This is a genomic window from Magnetospirillum sulfuroxidans, assembly GCF_018224925.1.
In the GTDB taxonomy this organism is placed as follows: Bacteria; Pseudomonadota; Alphaproteobacteria; order Rhodospirillales; family Magnetospirillaceae; genus Magnetospirillum; species Magnetospirillum sulfuroxidans.
The window spans coordinates 40,646-57,786 of the sequence record NZ_JAGTUF010000013.1; the positions used below are offsets into that span (position 1 = coordinate 40,646).

Annotated in this window: 17 protein-coding genes; 11 read left to right on the forward strand and 6 right to left on the reverse strand. The window is 63.6% G+C overall.

The window, feature by feature from the left end; genetic code table 11:
* Positions 1 to 62: 62 nt before the first annotated feature.
* Both KEC16_RS13425 and KEC16_RS13430 read left to right on the forward strand, forming a co-directional pair.
* Positions 63 to 2,714: a cation-translocating P-type ATPase gene (locus tag KEC16_RS13425; RefSeq protein ID WP_211549763.1), complete on the forward strand. Its 2,652-nt coding sequence runs from the start codon at positions 63 to 65 to the stop codon at positions 2,712 to 2,714.
* Entirely contained in the window at positions 2,715 to 2,978 is a 264-nt protein-coding gene (locus KEC16_RS13430; RefSeq protein WP_211549765.1) for a (2Fe-2S) ferredoxin domain-containing protein, read from the forward strand.
* 142 nt (positions 2,979 to 3,120) lie between these two features.
* Here KEC16_RS13430 and KEC16_RS13435 read toward each other — a convergent pair whose 3' ends face one another.
* A complete protein-coding gene (locus KEC16_RS13435) occupies positions 3,121 to 4,335 on the reverse strand; it encodes an argininosuccinate synthase (protein ID WP_211549767.1) in 1,215 nt (404 codons plus the stop codon).
* Positions 4,336 to 4,465: 130 nt separating this feature from the next.
* Between KEC16_RS13435 and KEC16_RS13440 the strand changes: the two genes are divergently transcribed.
* Positions 4,466 to 6,403 (forward strand): coiled-coil domain-containing protein, encoded by a 1,938-nt coding sequence (locus tag KEC16_RS13440; protein WP_211549769.1) that lies wholly within the window; start codon positions 4,466 to 4,468, stop codon positions 6,401 to 6,403.
* On the opposite strand, the gene KEC16_RS13445 is transcribed toward KEC16_RS13440, so the two are convergent.
* Positions 6,400 to 7,524, reverse strand: coding sequence for a DNA recombination protein RmuC (locus KEC16_RS13445; protein WP_346344084.1), 1,125 nt, complete (start codon positions 7,522 to 7,524; stop codon positions 6,400 to 6,402). The genes KEC16_RS13440 and KEC16_RS13445 overlap by 4 nt on opposite strands.
* 81 nt (positions 7,525 to 7,605) lie before the next feature.
* Here KEC16_RS13445 and KEC16_RS13450 point away from each other — a divergent pair, with 81 nt between their 5' ends.
* A complete protein-coding gene (locus KEC16_RS13450; protein ID WP_211549771.1) occupies positions 7,606 to 8,994 on the forward strand; it encodes a DUF4139 domain-containing protein in 1,389 nt (462 codons plus the stop codon).
* A 7-nt stretch (positions 8,995 to 9,001) separates the two neighbouring features.
* On the opposite strand, the gene KEC16_RS13455 is transcribed toward KEC16_RS13450, so the two are convergent.
* Complete coding sequence (locus KEC16_RS13455) at positions 9,002 to 9,505, reverse strand: hypothetical protein (RefSeq protein WP_211549773.1); 504 nt, start codon at positions 9,503 to 9,505, stop codon at positions 9,002 to 9,004.
* Between the two features lie 148 nt (positions 9,506 to 9,653).
* Between KEC16_RS13455 and KEC16_RS13460 the strand changes: the two genes are divergently transcribed.
* From KEC16_RS13460 to thyX, 3 genes are read left to right on the forward strand one after another with little or no spacing between them, the layout of a single operon-like run.
* A complete protein-coding gene (locus tag KEC16_RS13460; RefSeq protein ID WP_211549775.1) occupies positions 9,654 to 9,992 on the forward strand; it encodes a cyclic nucleotide-binding domain-containing protein in 339 nt (112 codons plus the stop codon).
* A 26-nt stretch (positions 9,993 to 10,018) separates the two neighbouring features.
* A complete protein-coding gene (locus tag KEC16_RS13465; protein WP_211549777.1) occupies positions 10,019 to 10,420 on the forward strand; it encodes a type II toxin-antitoxin system RatA family toxin in 402 nt (133 codons plus the stop codon).
* Between the two features lie 16 nt (positions 10,421 to 10,436).
* A complete protein-coding gene (gene thyX, locus KEC16_RS13470) occupies positions 10,437 to 11,372 on the forward strand; it encodes an FAD-dependent thymidylate synthase (RefSeq protein WP_211549779.1) in 936 nt (311 codons plus the stop codon).
* 85 nt (positions 11,373 to 11,457) lie between these two features.
* On the opposite strand, the gene cobT is transcribed toward thyX, so the two are convergent.
* On the reverse strand, positions 11,458 to 12,486 hold the full coding sequence (gene cobT / locus KEC16_RS13475; RefSeq protein ID WP_211549781.1) for a nicotinate-nucleotide--dimethylbenzimidazole phosphoribosyltransferase: 1,029 nt from the start codon (positions 12,484 to 12,486) through the stop codon (positions 11,458 to 11,460).
* A gap of 67 nt (positions 12,487 to 12,553) precedes the next feature.
* Between cobT and cobS the strand changes: the two genes are divergently transcribed.
* The 4 genes from cobS to KEC16_RS13495 all read left to right on the forward strand — a co-directional run bounded on the left by cobS (position 12,554) and on the right by KEC16_RS13495 (position 16,101).
* Positions 12,554 to 13,333, forward strand: coding sequence for an adenosylcobinamide-GDP ribazoletransferase (cobS, locus tag KEC16_RS13480; protein ID WP_211549783.1), 780 nt, complete (start codon positions 12,554 to 12,556; stop codon positions 13,331 to 13,333).
* Positions 13,330 to 13,938 (forward strand): histidine phosphatase family protein, encoded by a 609-nt coding sequence (locus KEC16_RS13485; protein ID WP_211549784.1) that lies wholly within the window; start codon positions 13,330 to 13,332, stop codon positions 13,936 to 13,938. Before cobS ends, KEC16_RS13485 begins: the two co-directional genes overlap by 4 nt.
* Before the next feature lie 110 nt (positions 13,939 to 14,048).
* Positions 14,049 to 14,894, forward strand: coding sequence for an AAA family ATPase (locus tag KEC16_RS13490; RefSeq protein WP_211549786.1), 846 nt, complete (start codon positions 14,049 to 14,051; stop codon positions 14,892 to 14,894).
* A gap of 4 nt (positions 14,895 to 14,898) precedes the next feature.
* A complete protein-coding gene (locus KEC16_RS13495; RefSeq protein WP_211549788.1) occupies positions 14,899 to 16,101 on the forward strand; it encodes a vWA domain-containing protein in 1,203 nt (400 codons plus the stop codon).
* 70 nt (positions 16,102 to 16,171) lie between these two features.
* Here KEC16_RS13495 and secB read toward each other — a convergent pair whose 3' ends face one another.
* Entirely contained in the window at positions 16,172 to 16,633 is a 462-nt protein-coding gene (secB, locus tag KEC16_RS13500; protein WP_211549790.1) for a protein-export chaperone SecB, read from the reverse strand.
* Positions 16,634 to 16,699: 66 nt separating this feature from the next.
* Entirely contained in the window at positions 16,700 to 17,140 is a 441-nt protein-coding gene (locus tag KEC16_RS13505; protein WP_211549793.1) for an FxsA family protein, read from the reverse strand.
* Position 17,141 lies beyond the last annotated feature (1 nt).

Here is a 17,141-nt window from a genome sequence, read left to right on the forward strand (position 1 = left end):
GGCTTGAACCCCCGCGATCCGCGCCTATGCTGATCTGATCGGCAGCAGCGGGACGATGGGGTATGAGCGAGCAGCCTTCCTGGCATTGTATCAGCCCGGACGAAACGGGGGCGCGCCTGCGCTCGCACGTCCATGCCGGCCTTGCCGCCACCGAGGCGGCGCAGCGGCTTGCCGCCAATGGCCCCAACCGGCTGCCGGAAAAAAAAGCCAAATCCAAAGCGCGCATGCTGCTGGAGCAGTTTCAAAGCCTGCTGACCTTGGTCTTGCTGGCGGCTGGCGTTCTGGCCGGCTTCATCGGCGACACCACCGACATGATCGTGATCATCTCGGTGGTGTTATTCAACGCCGGCCTGGGCTTTCATCAGGAATACCGGGCCGAACGCATTCTTGAGACGTTGAAAAGCATGCTGGCCCCGCATGCGCGGGTGCGACGCGACGCCACCAAACAGGAGATCCCGGCCGAGGCCGTGGTCCCCGGCGATCTGGTGCTGATCGAAGCCGGCGACCGCGTTCCCGCCGATGGCCGATTGGTGGCCAGTCACGGCCTGGAAATCGACGAGAGCAGCCTGACCGGTGAATCGGTGGTGGTGGCCAAGGACCACGGCCAAATTCATTCCGCCGCCGCGCCACTGGCCGAACGTGCCAACCTTGCCTTCATGAACACCGTCGTGACCCGTGGACGCGGCGAGATGCTGGTCACCCAGACCGGTGCCGCCAGCGAAATGGGCCGCATCGCCCATATGCTGGCGACCACCCCGGAAAGCCGCACACCGTTGCAAGAACGGCTGGATGGATTGGGCCGACGGCTGGCATTGATCGCCGCCGTCATCGTCGGCATCATCTTGGTCGCTGGACTGATGCGCGGCCAGCCCTGGGGCGAAACCGTGCTGACCGCCGTCGCCTTGGCGGTCGCCGCCATCCCCGAGGGATTGCCGGCGGTGGTCACGGTGACCCTGGCCATCGGCATGTACCGCATGGCCCGCCACGGCGCCATCGTCAAGCGGCTGGCGGCGGTGGAGACCTTGGGCTCGACCACGGTGATCTGTTCCGACAAGACCGGAACCCTGACGCTGAACCAGATGACGGCGCGGGCCGGCTGGGCCATGGGGCATCGCTTCGCCGTCAGTGGCGACGGCTATGGTGGCGACGGCCGCATCAGCGGGATCGCCGCCGCTCCCTTGCCCGATTTGACCCCCGCCTTGCTGGCGGCGAAATTGTGCAACGATTCCCATCTCGGCGCGGATGGCGGCTTGGTCGGCGATCCGACCGAAGGCGCCTTGCTGGCTTTGGCGCAGAAGGCCGGCATCGCCACCGATTGGCCGCGCGTGGCCGAATTGCCGTTCGATTCCGCCCACAAATTCATGATCACCATCCACCGCGCCCCCGACGGCCTGCGTCTGCTGATGAAGGGCGCGCCCGGGGTGGTGCAGCAACATTGCGGTTTTGTCGACCTTGGGAGCGGCCCCCAAGCCTTGGACGATGCTGGACGCCAGCGCCTGACCGCCGAAAGCGAACATATGGCGGCCCAGGCGTTGCGGGTGCTGGCCTTGGCCGAAGCGCGGGTCGAGGAAAGCGCCCTTGCCGACCCCTTGGCCGCCGCCCAGGGCCTGACGCTGACCGCCCTGGTCGGTTTGATGGACCCCCCGCGCGCCGAGGCCCGCGACGCCATCGCCGCCTGCCGCGCCGCCGGCATCGCCGTCAAGATGATCACCGGCGACCATGCCGTTACCGCCGCCGCCATCGGTCGTTTGTTGGGACTGAACGGCGAAGTGATCAGCGGCGCCGAGTTGGACCGGCTCGACGATGCCCAACTGGCCGCCCGAGTCGAGCATATCGACGTTTTCGCCCGCGTCGCCCCCGAACACAAGGTGCGTATTGTCGCCGCGCTGCAAGCCCGTGGCCATGTGGCGGCGATGACCGGTGACGGCGTCAACGACGCCGCCGCGCTCAAACGGGCCGATATCGGCGTCGCCATGGGCCGCACCGGCAGCGACGTGACGCGGGAAGCCGCCACCATGGTGCTTACCGACGACGATTTCGCCTCGGTGGTCCGCGCCGTGCGCGAAGGCCGCACCATCACCGACAACATCGTCAAATTCGTGCGCTTTCAGTTGTCCACCAATATCGGCGCCTTGCTCTGCGTCTTCATCGCTCCGTTCATCGGCCTGATCAGCCCGTTCCATCCCATCCAGATTCTGTGGGTCAACATCATCATGGATGGGCCGCCGGCCATGGCTCTGGCCTTCGATCCCGCCCGCGCCAAGCTGATGAGTGAAAAGCCGCACCCGCGCAACCAACCCATTCTGCCGACCCAACGTCTGGGGCGCCTGCTCGCCTATGGCGCCACCATGACCTTGGGCACCTTGGCGATATTATGGTGGGCCTCGGCCCAGGGCGACCTGGAACGCGCTCGCACCTTGGCCTTCACCACCTTCGTGCTGTTCCAGTTCTTCAACATTTTCAATGCCCGCGTCGGTTCCGAATCGGCCTTTGGCCCGCATTTCTTCCACAATGGAAAATTGTGGCTGGCCCTGGGCGGCGTGCTGGTCTTGCAAGGTGTGGCGGTGCATTGGGGACCGGCGCAGGCCATCTTCCACACCGTCGCCCTGTCGGCGACCGACTGGCTGTTGGCCGGCGCGGTGGCCTCGTCGGTGCTGGTGTTCGATGAAACCCGCAAGCTTGTTTCCCGGCGATGGCGCTCCCATATGGGTTGAATGACTCCGACCCTTTATCTCTGCGTTAATCGCCGCACCGGCGCTGGATCGTGTTCCAGCGCCGGCGCCCATAAGGTCATGGCGGCGCTGCAAGCCGAAATCGACGCCCGCGCACTGTCTTGGGAAATTCGCCTCTCCCCTTGCCTGGGCCATTGCGCCGTTGGCCCCAACATCAAGGCGGCCCCCGGCGGCCCCATGCTGCATGGCTGTAGCGACGCCCAACAGGTGATGGCGACGCTTCTGCGCGAATGGCGGCAAACCTGAACGCCCCAGCACCAAAAGGCCCCGGATCGCTCCGGGGCCTGCTTTGTCAGCAAAAACCCTGCTGCACCGATTCGGTGATTTTCTCGGACGATTCTCCAGACAGACGGTTCAGGCGAATGAACCGTTTATCTGGATCAAACCATTAACCGCGCGCCATCTTGGCCAAACGCATGCGCAAGGCGTTCAATTTAATGAAGCCCTGGGCATCGCGCTGGTCATAGACGCTGTCTTCCTCGAAGGTGACGTAATCCATGCGATAGAGCGACTTTTCCGACTTGCGGCCGACGACGGTGACATTGCCCTTATAGAGCTTCAGACGGACCACGCCGCAGACGTTCTGGCTGATATGGTCGATCATCTGCTGCAACGCGATGCGTTCCGGGCTGAACCAAAAGCCATTGTAGATCAGCTCGGCATAGCGCGGCATGATGTCGTCCTTAAGGTGCGACTCGCCGCGATCCAGCGTCAGACTCTCGATGGCGCGATGGGCGACGATCAACACCGAGCCGCCGGGGGTTTCATAGACGCCCCGGCTTTTCATGCCGACGAAGCGGTTTTCCACCAGATCCAGCCGGCCGATGCCGTTGGCGCCGCCCAGTTCGTTGAGCTTGGTCAGAAGCTGCGCCGGGCTCAGACGCACGCCATCAATGGCGACGGCGTCGCCGTTTTCGAACGCGACTTCCACATAGGTCGGCTTGTTCGGGGCGTTTTCCGGGCTGACCGAGCGGGTGAACATATCCTCGTCCGGTTCGGTCCAGGGGTCTTCCAGGGCCTTGCCTTCATAGGAAATGTGCAACAGGTTGGCGTCGGTGGAATAAGGCGCTTCGCCGCGCTTGTCCTTGGCGATGGGAATCTGGTGCTTCTCGGCGAAGTCCAGCAGCTTGGTGCGGCTGGTCAGGTCCCACAAACGCCACGGCGCGATCACCTTGATGTCGGGCTTCAAGGCGTAATAGCCCAATTCGAAGCGCACCTGATCGTTGCCCTTGCCGGTGGCGCCGTGCGACACCGCATCGGCGCCGACCTGATTGGCAATCTCGATCTGCCGCTTGGAGATCAGCGGCCGGGCGATGGAGGTGCCCAGCAGATAGACGCCTTCGTAAAGCGCGTTGGCGCGGAACATGGGAAACACGAAGTCACGGACGAATTCTTCCCGCAGATCATCGATGAAGATGTTCTCGTCCTTGATGCCCATCAGCTGGGCCTTCTTGCGCGCCGGTTCCAGTTCTTCACCCTGGCCCAGATCAGCGGTGAAGGTCACCACTTCGCATTGATATTGGTCCTGCAACCAGCGCAGGATGATCGAGGTATCCAGGCCGCCGGAATACGCCAGCACAACCTTCTTGACTTCGCCCTTCATGGCAAACGCCCCTGGAAATGGGAATGATTAAGCCCGGCAGTATAGGCTTTGCCGCGTGCCCCGCAAGCTTACGCTGCAAAAGCCCGCAAACCGCCTTTTCCCCGCCCCTCACTCCTGGCATTGTTGGGCCATGAGCGACAATGACCGCGACGCTGATCTGAACACCGCCATGGCCCTAACCCAACGATTGCTGGGGTCGAGCGGGGATGCCTCCGCCGTCGCCAAAACCAGCGGCGCCACCGCCCGGCTGGGCCAAAGCCTGCGCTATTGGCTGTGGCGGGCCGGCGGCCGCAAGCGGACGCAGTTAAAGACCACCGCCCATCTGTCCACCCTGCTGGACAATTACCAGATCGAGCTAGAGCGCCTGCGCGAAACCCATGACCGCGATCTGACGGCGCAAAAACAAGCGCATGACCGCATGGTCAAGGAAATCGAATCGACGCATCAGCAAGCCATCGGGTCGATTCGCGCCGCCATCATGGTCGAAGCCGAAACCGCCAGCGAACACTTGCGCAAGGAGCTGGCGCGCGAACGCCACCGCATCGGCCAATTGGAACAACTGGCGGCAGAATTCCAACGGGTCTACCAAGCCGAACTGGCCAAGGCCCGGCGTGACGGCAGCGTCGCGGCACAAGCCGATGTGAACACCACCCTTGACCGCCTGACCGCGCTGGAAGAGGAACTGAGCGCCCAGCGCGCCCGTCATGAAGCGGAATTGCACGATCGCCTGGACGAAGCCGCCAGTCATGCCGAAGCCGGCATGGCCACCCTGCGGGCCGAAATGGAATGCCTGCGCGATCATGCCCGCGGAATCGAGGCCCAAACCCGGCAGCACTGCCAAAGCGCCGCCGAAGATGAAATCGCCGCCCTGCGCCAGCGCTTGGGCCGCACGGAACAGGACAAGGCGGCGGCGCTGGATCAGGCGGACCGCCTGCACCAGGCCAGTCTTGCCGCCCTGCGCACCCGTCATGCCGAGGAACTGGCGGAAATTCGCACCAGCGGGGAATGGAGCCTAAGCGACGCCAAGCGGCAAATCGCCGATCTGCGCCTGCGCCTGAACGAACAAGACGAAGCCAACGCCGAGGAATTGGACGCCTTGCACACCCAACACAAGGCCGAATTGGCCCTGTGGCTGGAAAAATTCGAACGGGCGCAAGCCCACCAGGAAATCCGCCACGCCGGCGAATATGCCGGCACGGCGCAGGTGCAATCCCAAGCCCTGATCGATGCCCAGGCCCGCATCCTTGAACTGAGCGCCGAACTGGAACAAGCCCGCCAGACCGTGGCGGTGTACGGCGACCGTCTGGAAGCGGCGGGGGCGCAACAGGCCCGGGTGAGCGAACAATTGGCGGCGGAACGCCAAAGCCTGATCCATCGCCAGGAAGAATGGCGGAGCGAACGGGGCGATGCCTTGGCCGCGCTGCGATCGGCAAGCGAACACAACGCCCGGCTGACGGCTGAAGTGGCGACCGAGCGTCAGGCCGTACAAGAAACCGCCGAACGCCTGGCCGCATTGCGGATCGAGCTGGGCCAATTGCGCGGCGACATCCCACCGCCGCCCCCCGCCGATCTGGTCGCGTTGACCGCCAGCCACCACGCCGAACTCAGCCGTCAGAGCGAAGAACACACCCTGGTCCTGGCCCGTCTGCGCCTGGACAGCAGCCGCCGTATCGCCGATCTGGAACGTTTGCTGGCCCAGGCACAAGCGCAGGCGCAATCGGCGCAACCGACCAAGGCCGAGATCATCCCGCTGCCCCCGGCACAGCCCGGCATTGATTGGCAAGCCCGCACCCATGCGGCGCTGGAACGGGCGCGCCTGGCCGAGGCCGACGCCCAACGCGCCACCAACAAGATCGAGATCCTCAAGGACGCCCTGGCCATGGCCAAGGCCCGGCCAGCGGGAGAGGGCGGCCCGACCCTGGTGGTGGACAACCGTTTTCGCGACGTCAAGCGCGCCTTTGCCCGCGCCTTTCACCCCGATCAAGGCGGCCGCGACCACCCGGACAAATCCACCTTGTTCCTGGAATTCTGGCCGGTGCTGGAAAAAATCGAAAAGGCCGAGGATTAACCCGGCAGTTTGGCGGTCACCTCGACCGTCACCGCCTCGGCATCGTCGCCCACCTGCACCGCTTCGATGCGGTCGGCGCGTTTGACCACCTTGTCGGTGGAAATGCGGATCTGGCGGATATCTTCCGACGCCTGGACGAAATGCTTGTCCAATTGGGCGACGCGGTTATCCAGACGCTCGACGTCGTCCAAAAGCAGCCGCACTTCTTTCTGAATAACCCCAGCCTGTTCGCGCATGCGCGCATCCTTGAGCACCGCGCGCACGGTGTTCAAGGTCGCCATCAAGGTGGTGGGCGAAACGATCCACACCTTGGCGCGATAGGACTTTTCCACCACTTCGGGGAAATTGGCGTGCAATTCGGCATAGATGGCTTCCGATGGCAGGAACATCAGCGCCGATTCCGCCGTCTCACCGGGGATGATGTATTTTTCGGCGATGTCGCGCACATGCTTCAAGATGTCGGTGGCAAAAGCGCGACCGGCCACGGTCTTTTCCGTATCGTCCTTGGCCCGGCGCAGCAGATGCCAGCTTTCCAGCGGAAATTTGGCGTCAACGCCGATGGGGCCGGGCGGGTTGGGCAGCTTGAGCAGACAATCGACCCGCTTGCCGCCGGGCAAGGTCGCCTGGAATTCGTAAGCCGAGGGCGGCAGCGTCGATTGCACCAAATCAATCAATTGGATTTCGCCAAAGGCGCCGCGGGTCTGTTTGTTGGACAAAATATCTTGCAACGACACCACCTGCGCCGACAATTCGGTGATGTTCTTTTGCGCCGCGTCGATCACCGCCAGCCGTTCGCGCAGATCGTGCATGCTGGTGGCCTGACGATGGGCCGATTGCTGCATGCCGTCATCCAGCCGCTTGGCCATGGCGGCCAGCCGTTCTTCCACCGCCTTGGCCAGGGCGCGTTCTTGCGCCTGCAACCGCTCGGCCAACACGCCTTGCGCCGCCGCCTGGGTTTCCGCCAATTGCGCCAGCCGGCCGGCCAGGGATCCTTGCGCCTGCATGACTCCGTCAACGGCGCGGGTAATATCGGCGCCACCACGGCCACGCAGCATCAACGCCGCCGCCAGGGCCAAAACCACCACCGCCAGCAGGGCGGTCATCAACAAGGGTATATCCACCGCCACATCCTCGTTTTCGCCATCGTCTGGCCGCTTTCATAGCATAGCTTTCAACCAAATACGGATTTTCGGAGCAGCATCATGCCCTGGCGCAAGGTTCTTTTGATCACCATCGCCGCATCCCCCCTGTTGGCGGCGGCCGGCTTCGCCGACACTCTTTTGGGGCGGGAAACCCGCACCGGACTGACCCTGACCGTGACCCAGGAAGACGTCGCCCTGGTCCGCGATCGCCGCACCGCCGCCGTCGAGGCCGGGGCCCAATCCCTGATCATCGAACCGGTTCCCCGCCAGGCCCAACTGGGGGCCATCGGCTTGAGCGGCAGCGGGATTTCGGTGCGAAGCCAGCACTTGGATGTGAACGGCATCGACGCCAACAGCCTGCTGGCCGAGCATCGCGGCAAGGAGGTCACCGTGGTCTGGCGCCATGCCAACGGCAGCGAGCGCGAGGAACGCGCCACCGTTCTGGTCAGCGACGGCGTGCCGGTATTTCGTGTCGGCGACAAGGTGGTCAGCGGTCAGCCGGAACGGGTGATCTATGACGCCCTGCCGCCGCACATGCAGACCATGGCGGCCTATCGCGCCGACATTGTCGTCGACAAGGCCGGCAAGCATGACATGGAACTTTCCTATCTGACGCACGGCCTGTCCTGGCAACCCGCTTATGTGGTCGAGATCGAAGGCAACACCAAGGCGGTGCTGTCCGCATGGGCCGAATTGCGCAATGCCAGCGGCGGCGATTTCAGCAATGCCCGCATCCGCATCCTGGCCGGCGACATCAATCGCAACGTCGCCCCCCAGCCGCGCATGGCCCGCATGGAAAAGGCGCTGATGGCCACCGCCATGGATGCGGCCCCCTCCCCTCAGGCGCTGGGGCCGTATCATCTTTATTCCCTGCCTCAGCCCCTTTCGTTGCGTGACGGCCAAGCGCTTCAAGTGCCCTTGCTGCCGCCGACCCGGCTGAATGTCGAACGGCAGTTGGAACTGCCGGCGCTGCCTTCCTATGTCTGGAACGGCCGTTTCGCCAACGATGCCCCGCTGCATCCCGACGCCACGCTGATCTTGCGCAACACCGCCGACCAACCTTTGCCGGGAGGGCCGGCGCGTCTTTTCCTGCGTGATGGCGATGGCGGCCTTGCTCTTGTCGGCGAGGACAGCCTGCCCATGGTGCCGGCCGGCGCCCCCTTCCGCCTGACCATGGGCAAGGCGTTCGACGTCACCGCCAAGCGGGTGCAGACCGATGTGCAGAAAGTGGCGGCGGAAATCACCGAAACCGCCTGGGAAGTCCGCCTGAACAATGCCGGCGATGCCCCGGTCAAGGTCCGCGTCGGCGCTGCTTTTGCCGGCGAATGGCTGGTTTTGGAAGAAAGCCTGGCCCATGACAAAACCGATGCCATGAATGCCGTCTGGACCGTGCCGGTGGCGGCCAAGGGCGAAACGGTGCTGCGCTATCGGGTGCGCATCAAACCGTGACCCTGGTTCAGCGCCCGGCCGGAATATCCATATGGGCCGGCAATTGCCCTTCGTAGACCAATTCGTCGATGGCCCGCGCTAAAATGTCGTGGGCCATGCGATTGCCGCCCACCGACAACGCCATGCCCAGATGGGCATCCAGCAGATCGTGAATGCCCACCCGTTCCAGATATTCCCCCGGTTGGCGCCGACGCGGCGGCGCCACTCGGTTGATTTGCTCAAGCGCCAGTTCCTGCACGGCGTTTTTAAGCAAGGTCTCGGTCGTGCTTTTTTCCAGTAATTGCTGGTATTCGCGCGAATCCCGCTCGGCCTGGGCCCAATTGGGGGGGGGCGGCTGGGCCGGCGGCGGAGCGCTGCCGTCCAACTGAGCGATGACCTTGGCGGTCATGCGGGCCGCCACCAATTCCTCGTCCGGCGACGCCCCATTGACAACCGTCCGCGCCATCAGCGCCCGCAGCCGATGCAGCAGACGGTCGCGGATCCCGGCCTGAATGGTGGACGATGCCGACAAGGGGGCAAAACTCCGTTCTTTGATTTTTCAGTGTAGGCCGTAAAAACGATGACTGTCGATTGCACCGAAGAATTAATCCCTCGGCGGGGGGTGACATTGCCGCCGTCTGTGCCTAATGTTCAGATAACGGAGGGCGACGGGGGCCGCTATGGAAAAAGGTAAAGTCCTGGAACGCAAGGTTTTCTATGCGGGCCAGAAGGTATTCAGTGAAGGTGATTCGGGTGATCGCGCCTATCTTATTCAGGAAGGCTCGGTCGAAATCTCCAAACACGGCCTGGTTTTGGCAACCTTGACGCGCGGCGAATTGTTCGGCGAGATGGCCCTGGTCGACGATCAGCCGCGTATGGCCACCGCCAAGGCGGTAAGCGATGTTTCGGTGGTGATCATCGGCCGCGATGCCTTTCGCGAAAAGCTGGCCAAGGCCGATCCGTTCATTCGCGGCCTGCTTAACATCTTTGTCCGCAACATCCGTAACCTGACCCGCTGATCATGGGGTTGAACGGGCGCTTTTCCGTGGATTTTCCGCGCCTGACCGCCCGTCAGTTGTTCGATATCGCCGCCGATGTCGAAGCCTATCCCAGCTTCATCCCCTGGTGCCGCTCGGCCAAGATCACCGCGACCGATGGCGATATCCGCATGGTGGAAAACCATTTCGGCGCCGGCCCGGTGGATTTGCGCTTCGTCACCAAGGCCGAAGCCACGCCGCCGCACCGCCTGATCATCACCAGCGATGACGGCCCGTTCCGCGCCTTTGCCCTTGATTGGCGCTTCGCCGATGGACAGGTAAGGGCCGAATACCGTATCACCTTGCGCTCACCCTTGTTGCAAGGTCTGGCCAGCCTCGCCATGCCCGAGGTCGAACGCCGGATCATCACCCAGTTCCGCCACCGTGCCGCCGCCCTGCACGAAGCCTGATTTTCGGAGAACTTCCATGTCCGCCATGCCCGTCGCCGAATCCCTCGACGCCCCCGAGCGTGAAACCGCCGCCACCTTTCGTCCGGTGGCCGCGGGCATGGAAGAACACGTCAACGTCTATCACCCGGTGCTTGATCACGGCTTTATCGCCGTCAAGGATTACATGGGCGATGACCTGTCCATCCTGCAAATGGCCCGTATGAGCTATGGCAAGGGCACCAAGGGGGTGTCCGACGATCGCGCCTTGCTGCGCTATCTGATGCGCCATTTCCACACCAGCCCGTTCGAAGGCTGCGTCATCAAGCTGCACGTCAAGCTGCCCATCTTCGTCATGCGCCAGTGGGTGCGCCACCGCACCGCCTCGCTGAATGAATATTCGGCCCGCTATTCGATCATGCCCGACGAATTCTACATGCCCGAGCCGGCGCAATTGGCGGTGCAATCCACCGACAACAAGCAAGGGCGCGGTGACAACCTGACCACAGAGCAGGCGAACGAGGTGCTGCGCATTCTCAAAGACGATGCTCAGCGCAATTTCTCCAGCTATCACAATCTGCTCAATGTCGATGAAGACGGCGAAGCCATCGACGAGGACCGCGACGGCATCGCCCGTGAACTGGCCCGTATCGGCCTGCCGCTCTCGACCTATACGCAGATGTACTGGCAGACCAACCTGCACAATCTGATGCATTTCCTGCGTTTGCGCGCCGACCACCATGCCCAGTACGAAATCCGGATCTATGCGGAAAAGATGCTGGCGATCATGGCCGATTGGGTGCCGGTGACCACCGAGGCCTTCCGCGATTACCAGCTTGAAGCCAGCCGCCTGTCGCGCATGGAACTGGGGCTGGTCCGCGACCTGCTGGCCGGCAAGGCCAGCATGGCCGATGCCGAGCGCTATGGCCTGAGCAAGCGCGAAATCCGTGAGTTCAAGGACCGCTTCGGCTGCTGACACCAAGGAGATTGGTGTAAGATTTGGGCCTGTGGCGCGCCCGTGCCGGGCGGCTCAGGCTTAAGGCGCGCCCGTGCCGGGCGGCTCAGGCGCCGCTGACGCCGGCCTCGGCGAAGGTGGCCATGCCGGTGTGACAGGCCAAGGCGGCGCGGACCACGCCCACCGCCAGCGCCGCGCCCGAGGCTTCGCCCAGGCGCATGCCCAGATCGAACAAGGCGGTTTTGCCCAAGGCTTCCATCAGCCGGCGATGTCCGGGCTCGGCCGAGGCATGGGCGACGACGCAATGGTCCAGCGCGCCGGGACATTCCGCCAGCAACGCCGCCACCGCGGCGGTGCAGACATAACCATCCAACAGTACCGGCACCCGGCGCAGCCGTGCCGCCAGGGTCGCCCCGGCCATGGCGACCAATTCGCGCCCGCCCAGGCACCGCAAAATATCCAACCCGGCCTGGCCGCCATGACGGGCGACGCCGGCGGCGACCACCTGGGTCTTGCGGTCCAGCCCGGCACCGTCGATGCCGGTGCCGCGTCCGGTCCAAAGGGCGGCCTCGCCCCCGAACAAGGCGCACGAAATCGCCGCCGCCGGAGTGGTGTTGCCAATCCCCATCTCACCGATACACAGCAAATCAGTGTCCGCCGGCACCGCATCCATGCCGGCCAGAAAGGCGGCGACGAATTCCGCTTCGGTCATTGCCGGCATTTGGGTGAAATCGGCGGTGGGTCGATCAAGTTCCAACGACACCACATCCAATTCGGTGCCGAAAACCGTGCATAATTGGTTGATGGCCGCGCCGCCATGCTGGAAATTAGCGACCATCTGCACCGTGACTTCCGGCGGAAAGGCCGACACCCCCAAGGCGGCGACGCCATGATTGCCGGCGAAGACACGGGCGACCACCTTGTCCAGACGCGGCGGGTGACGCCCCTGCCACGCCGACAGCCAGCGGCCCAATTCCTCGAGACGCCCCAACGAGCCGGCCGGCTTGGTTAATTGCGGTTCGCGCGCGGACCAGACGGCCACCGCCGCCAAATCTTCTCCGGGCATGGCCGCTAACACAGTGCGAATGTGCGCTACACTAGAAATGGACGTATTCAAGGGTATTCTCCACAACATATTGCGCGGGCGCGGTGCTCCGTCCTATAACCCATCCATCGTCCGCCGTCACCAAAGATGAACTGCCGTGAGCCAAACCAATTCTTCCGCCACCGGTTGGCGCGGCCTTGTCGCCGACGCCCATCTGGCCCTGGTCTTCCTGACCCGATTGCCGCTGCCCGAGAGCGGCCCTTACCAGCCCGGCGCCCTGGCGCGGGCCATGCGCTTGTTTCCGCTGGCCGGGGCGGTAATCGGCCTGTGCGGCGGCGCCGTTTTCGCCGCCGCCGCTTTGGTCTTGCCGCCGCTCTTGGCCGCCTTGCTGGCGCTGCTGACCACCCTTGTGCTCACCGGGGCCTTGCACGAAGACGGTCTGGCCGACACCGCCGACGGGCTGGGGGCCAGGGGCGATCGCGACCACCGGCTTGAGGTCATGCGGGATTCCCGCTCGGGCGCTTATGGCGTGCTGGCCATCGTCTTTTCCATCGCCTTGCGCGCCGCCGCCCTGGCCGCCGCCCCCTCCGCCCTGGCCGGGCTGGGGGCTTGCGTCGCGGCGGCGGCGTTGTCGCGCGCCATGATTCCCGCCGTCATGCAGATTCTGCCGCCGGCCCGCACCGATGGCCTTGGCGCCGGGGCCGGGATGCCCCATGCCGGTATCGCCGCCAGCGCCGGGGTGCTGGGCTGCGTCATCGCCGCCATCGGCGCCGGGATGGCCGCCCCGGTGGCGATCATCGCCGCCATTGCCGCCAGCGCCGCCATGGCTTGGCTGGCTCGGCGCTGGTTCGGCGGGTTCACCGGCGATATCTTGGGCGCCACCCAGCAACTTGCCGAAATCGCCATCCTGATCGCTCTGGCTGGAACCTGGTCATGAAGAACTCCGTCACACGGTGGTGGCTGGTCCGCCACGGCCCCGTACCTTGTCCGCATGGTCGCATCCACGGCCAGTTGGACGTTTCTTGCGATGTTTCCGACGATGAGGATTTCCGCCAATTGGCCCAGCGGATCCCGTCCCATGCGTTGCTGGTGGAAAGCGGTCTGATGCGTTGCCGCCAAACCTCGGGGGCTTTGGAAGCCGCGGGCCTGGTCTTGCCGCCGCCGCTGATCGAACCCGATCTGATGGAACAGAATTTCGGCCGCTGGCAGGGCCGCTCATGGACCGATCTGACGCTGGACAAGGAACCGGAACTGGCCGATTTCTGGCGTGATCCCGCCCATACCGCCCCCCCTGGCGGCGAAAGCTTCGCCGAAATCTGCCTGCGGGTCAAAGACACCCTGGCCCGGCTGTCCCTGATCCATGGCGATCGCGATATCTTGGCGGTGATCCATGCCGGCGCCATCCGCGCCGCCCTGGCCGTGGCCTTGGGTCTGGACCCGTCCCAAGCCTTGCGCTTCGCCGTGCAGCCGCTGTCGCTCACTCGCCTGGACGCCACCGCCGATGGCTGGCGGGTGGAATGCGTCAACGTCACCGCCCCTTAATGGTCCGATCCAGACAAAAGGTTGAGTGCGCCACCCCGCCGCCTTAGACCCATTCCAACCCTTGCCCTTCCTCCGTCCCGACCGTACCTTGGGCAACCAGGAGGATCCCCATGACCAAATTCACCGGTACCGACAGCTATATCGCCACCCCCGACCTGATGATCGCCGTCAACGCCGCCTTGACGCTGGAACGGCCGTTGCTGATCAAGGGCGAGCCCGGCACCGGCAAGACGGTATTGGCCCAGGAAGTGGCCAAGGCGCTGAATCGGCCGCTGATTTCCTGGCACGTCAAATCCACCACCAAGGCGCAGCAAGGTCTGTACGAATACGATGCGGTGGCGCGACTGCGCGATTCGCAATTGGGCGATCCGCGCGTGCACGACATTGGCAATTACATCGTCAAGGGCAAGCTGTGGCAGGCCTTTGACACTGATCCGTGCCCAATCTTGCTGATCGACGAGGTCGACAAGGCCGACATCGAATTCCCCAACGATCTGTTGCTGGAACTCGACCGCATGGAGTTCCACGTCTACGAAACCCGTCAAGTGGTCAAGGCGGCGAAACGGCCGTTGGTCATCATCACCTCCAACAACGAGAAGGAACTGCCCGACGCCTTTTTGCGCCGCTGCTTCTTCCACTACATCCGTTTCCCCGACCGCGACACCATGCAGCGCATCGCCGAGGTGCATTATCCCGGCATCAAGCCCGCGCTGTTGCATCAGGCCCTGACCGTGTTCTTTGACGTGCGCGAGGTGCCGGGGCTGAAGAAAAAGCCGTCGACCTCGGAATTGCTGGATTGGATCAAGCTGTTGCTGGCCGAAGACCTGTCGCCGGACGAATTGCGCGACAAGGACGCCAAAAACCTGATCCCCAAGCTGCATGGGGCGCTGCTGAAGAACGAGCAGGATATCCATTTGTTCGAGCGGCTGGCCTTCATGAACCGTCGGGGTTCATAAGCCCATGTTCCTGACCCTGTTCCTGGATTTGCGCGCCGCCAAGGTGCCGGTTTCCCTGGGGGAATATCTGACCCTGCTGGAAGCGGTGGTCCGCGGCGCCGCCGGGTTCAGCGTCGAGGATTTCTATTATCTCGCCCGCGCCATCTTGGTGAAGGACGAACGCAATCTCGACAAGTTCGACCGCGTTTTCGCCACCGTGTTCGAGGGCGTGGTGTCGCAAGCCGGCAGTATCGAAGAGTTTTTGGCGCAAATCCCCGAAGATTGGCTGCGCGCCCTGGCGGAAAAACTGCTGACTCCTGCGGAAATGGCTGAAATCCAAGCCCTGGGCGGCTTCGACAAGCTGATGGAAACGCTCAAGGAACGCTTGGCCGAGCAAAACGAGGAACATCACGGCGGCAATAAGTGGATCGGGACCGGCGGCACTTCGCCGTTTGGCGCCTATGGCTATAACCCGGCCGGGATCCGCATCGGCCAAAAAACCAACCGCCACAACCGCGCCGTCAAGGTGTGGGACCGCCGCGAGTTCAAGAATTTGGACGATGGGGTGGAACTGGGCACCCGCAATTTCCGCATGGCGTTGCGGCGGCTGCGCAAATTCGCCCGCGACGGCGCCGCCACCGAGTTGGATCTGGACGCCACCATCGCCGGCACGGCGCGCTCCGGCGGTATGCTCGACGTCCATCTGCGGCCCGAACGCCACAACAAGATCAAGGTGTTGCTGTTGCTTGACGTCGGCGGCTCGATGGATTCACACATCCAGACCTGTGAGGAATTGTTCTCGGCCGCACGCTCGGAATTCAAGCACCTGGAACATTACTACTTCCACAATTGCCCCTATGGCCATCTGTGGCGCGATAATTCCCGCCGGTGGGATGACCGCATCGCCACCTGGGACGTCATCCACACCTATCCGCCCGATTGGAAGCTGGTCATCGTCGGCGATGCCTCGATGAGCCCCTGGGAGATCACCACCCCCGGCGCGGCGGTGGAAGAATGGAACGAGGAAGCGGGCAGCGTATGGATCAACCGATTGCTGACGCAATGGCCGGCGGCCGCCTGGCTGAACCCGTCGCCCGCCCGGCAATGGTCCTGGACGGAATCCATCGCCATGCTGCATCAGGCCATGGGCGGACGCATGCACGGCCTGACCCTGGAGGGGTTGGATCAAGCCATGCGCCAACTGAATCGCGGCGCCCCCGGACGCTGATCAAACAACCAAGAGGGCGCAGCGTCATAGCCGGGCTTGACCCGGCCATGATCCAAGCAAAAAAGCGGTTTTAGGCGTTACCGGCTTGCTGAGTCTCGGCCGCTTCCATGCGGGCGCGGTAAAGCTGCATGAAATCGATGGGCTGGATCATCAGCGGCGGGAAGGCGCCATCGCGGGTCATGTCGGCGATGATCGAGCGGGCGAACGGGAACAGCAGGCGCGGGCATTCGATCAGCAGCATGGGCTGCACATGCTCGTCCGGCACGTTCAGGGTGAAGATACCGGCATAGGCCAGTTCGGCGATGAATACCGGCTTGCTTTCCGACAGATGCGCCTCGACCCGCAGGTGCAGCGTCACCTCATAGGTCTTGTCGGCGATGGCGGCGGCATTGATGTCGACGTGAATCGGAATTTCCGGATTCTGGCCGGCCATTTCACCATAGATCCCCGGCGCCCCCGGCACTTCGAACGACAGATCCTTAACGTACTGGCCGTTGATGACCATGGGAGGCAGGTTGTTTTCGTCGGACATCTTCTGGTTCCTTAGCATGGAATTCGCGTCTGATCGCCAACCGCTAACACGGATCGCCGGCTGTTTCTAGTCCCGGCCGATCCGTTGATCGTCGGGTTCGACCACATGATAGTCGCCATCAATGATGGTCGGCCCCGATTGCGGCGGGCCGGCAACGACGAAATGCCGGGCCAACCAAAGCTTCAACAGCCCCCGCACCGGCGGCAGCAACAGCAAAAGGGCAAGACCGTCGGATAGAAAGCCCGGCAGAATCAACAGGCCACCGGCCAAGGCGACGCACAGACCGTCAAACATTTCCATCACCGGCATTTCGCCGCGATCAATCAGCGTCTTGGCCCGCATCATCGTGCGCAATCCCTGCGCCCGCACCAGCATCAACCCGACCAAAGCGCCGACCACCGCCAGCAACACCGCCGCCAGCAGGCCGACCCATTGGGCGGTCTTGATGAAAACGGCGATTTCCGCCACCGGAATGGCGATCACCGCCACAATTAACAGCCAAGCCATG

Coding starts and splice junctions, on each gene's coding strand:
- cobT (WP_211549781.1), bottom strand. CDS start 12,486: ATGTTGTGGAGAATACCCTTGAATACGTCCATTTCTAGTGTAGCGCAC.
- thyX (WP_211549779.1), top strand. CDS start 10,437: ATGTCCGCCATGCCCGTCGCCGAATCCCTCGACGCCCCCGAGCGTGAA.
- KEC16_RS13450 (WP_211549771.1), top strand. CDS start 7,606: ATGCCCTGGCGCAAGGTTCTTTTGATCACCATCGCCGCATCCCCCCTG.
- KEC16_RS13440 (WP_211549769.1), top strand. CDS start 4,466: ATGAGCGACAATGACCGCGACGCTGATCTGAACACCGCCATGGCCCTA.
- secB (WP_211549790.1), bottom strand. CDS start 16,633: ATGTCCGACGAAAACAACCTGCCTCCCATGGTCATCAACGGCCAGTAC.
- KEC16_RS13485 (WP_211549784.1), top strand. CDS start 13,330: ATGAAGAACTCCGTCACACGGTGGTGGCTGGTCCGCCACGGCCCCGTA.
- KEC16_RS13430 (WP_211549765.1), top strand. CDS start 2,715: ATGACTCCGACCCTTTATCTCTGCGTTAATCGCCGCACCGGCGCTGGA.
- KEC16_RS13425 (WP_211549763.1), top strand. CDS start 63: ATGAGCGAGCAGCCTTCCTGGCATTGTATCAGCCCGGACGAAACGGGG.
- KEC16_RS13435 (WP_211549767.1), bottom strand. CDS start 4,335: ATGAAGGGCGAAGTCAAGAAGGTTGTGCTGGCGTATTCCGGCGGCCTG.
- KEC16_RS13460 (WP_211549775.1), top strand. CDS start 9,654: ATGGAAAAAGGTAAAGTCCTGGAACGCAAGGTTTTCTATGCGGGCCAG.
- KEC16_RS13505 (WP_211549793.1), bottom strand. CDS start 17,140: ATGGCTTGGCTGTTAATTGTGGCGGTGATCGCCATTCCGGTGGCGGAA.
- KEC16_RS13490 (WP_211549786.1), top strand. CDS start 14,049: ATGACCAAATTCACCGGTACCGACAGCTATATCGCCACCCCCGACCTG.
- KEC16_RS13495 (WP_211549788.1), top strand. CDS start 14,899: ATGTTCCTGACCCTGTTCCTGGATTTGCGCGCCGCCAAGGTGCCGGTT.